This is a genomic window from Variovorax glucosi (genome assembly GCF_051216695.1).
Taxonomy (GTDB): Bacteria; Pseudomonadota; Gammaproteobacteria; order Burkholderiales; family Burkholderiaceae_C; genus Variovorax.
On the sequence record NZ_JBPJZE010000162.1, the window covers coordinates 596 to 1,292 of the forward strand.

The 697-nt window shown below is 71.6% G+C and carries 2 pseudogenes; both read right to left on the minus strand.

Annotated elements, in window-relative coordinates:
* Window positions 1–396: pseudogene (locus ACSFA3_RS23870) on the minus strand (TolC family protein); the annotation flags it as partial.
* A 5-nt stretch (window positions 397–401) separates the two neighbouring features.
* Window positions 402–697: pseudogene (locus ACSFA3_RS23875) on the minus strand (efflux transporter periplasmic adaptor subunit); the annotation flags it as partial.

A 697-nucleotide genomic window follows, 5' to 3' on the forward strand; every position in this document is an offset into this window, starting at 1 on the left:
GGTGCTCGGCGGCTCGTAACCCTTCTGCAGCAGCGACAGGCCCGAGACATGGCCGAACGAAGGGCCGCCGTTCACGCCGATGGTCGGGTACTTGGCGCCGGCCGTTTCGTCTTCGATGGCGCGTTCGCGCTCGAGGTTGGCGACGGCCTGGCGCAGGTCGGTGTTGTGCGCGAGGGCCTGCTCGACGAGCTTGTCGAGCAGCGGGTCGTGGTACAGGCGCCACCAGTGGGCAGGCAGCGGCGCGGCGTTGGCGGGCGCCTCGGCGAAGGGCTTGCCGGCAGCGGGCTGGCTGGCGAGCGCCTCGGGCGGCTGCTTGTAGTCGGGGCCGACCGCCGCGCAGGCCGCGAGCCCGGCGGCGACGGCCAGTGATGCGAGGCGAAATGCGAAGCTGGTCATGTCGTTCATCCCTTCTGCGGCGCGGAGGTTGTTGCCGCCGTTTTCTGCGCTGGCTTGTTCTCCAGCACCTGCACCGTGACCGTCTGGCCCGCTACGAGGCGCGCGCCCTGCGGCAGCGGATCGAGCTTGATGCGCACCGGAATGCGCTGCGCGAGCCGCACCCAGTTGAAGGTCGGGTTCACGCTGGGCAGCAGGTTCGCGCTGGTGGAGCGGTCGTGGTCGGCGATGCCGGCGGCCACGCTGTCGACCGCGCCTTCGAACACCGCGCCGCCGCCCATCGGCGTGACGCGCACGCGGTCGC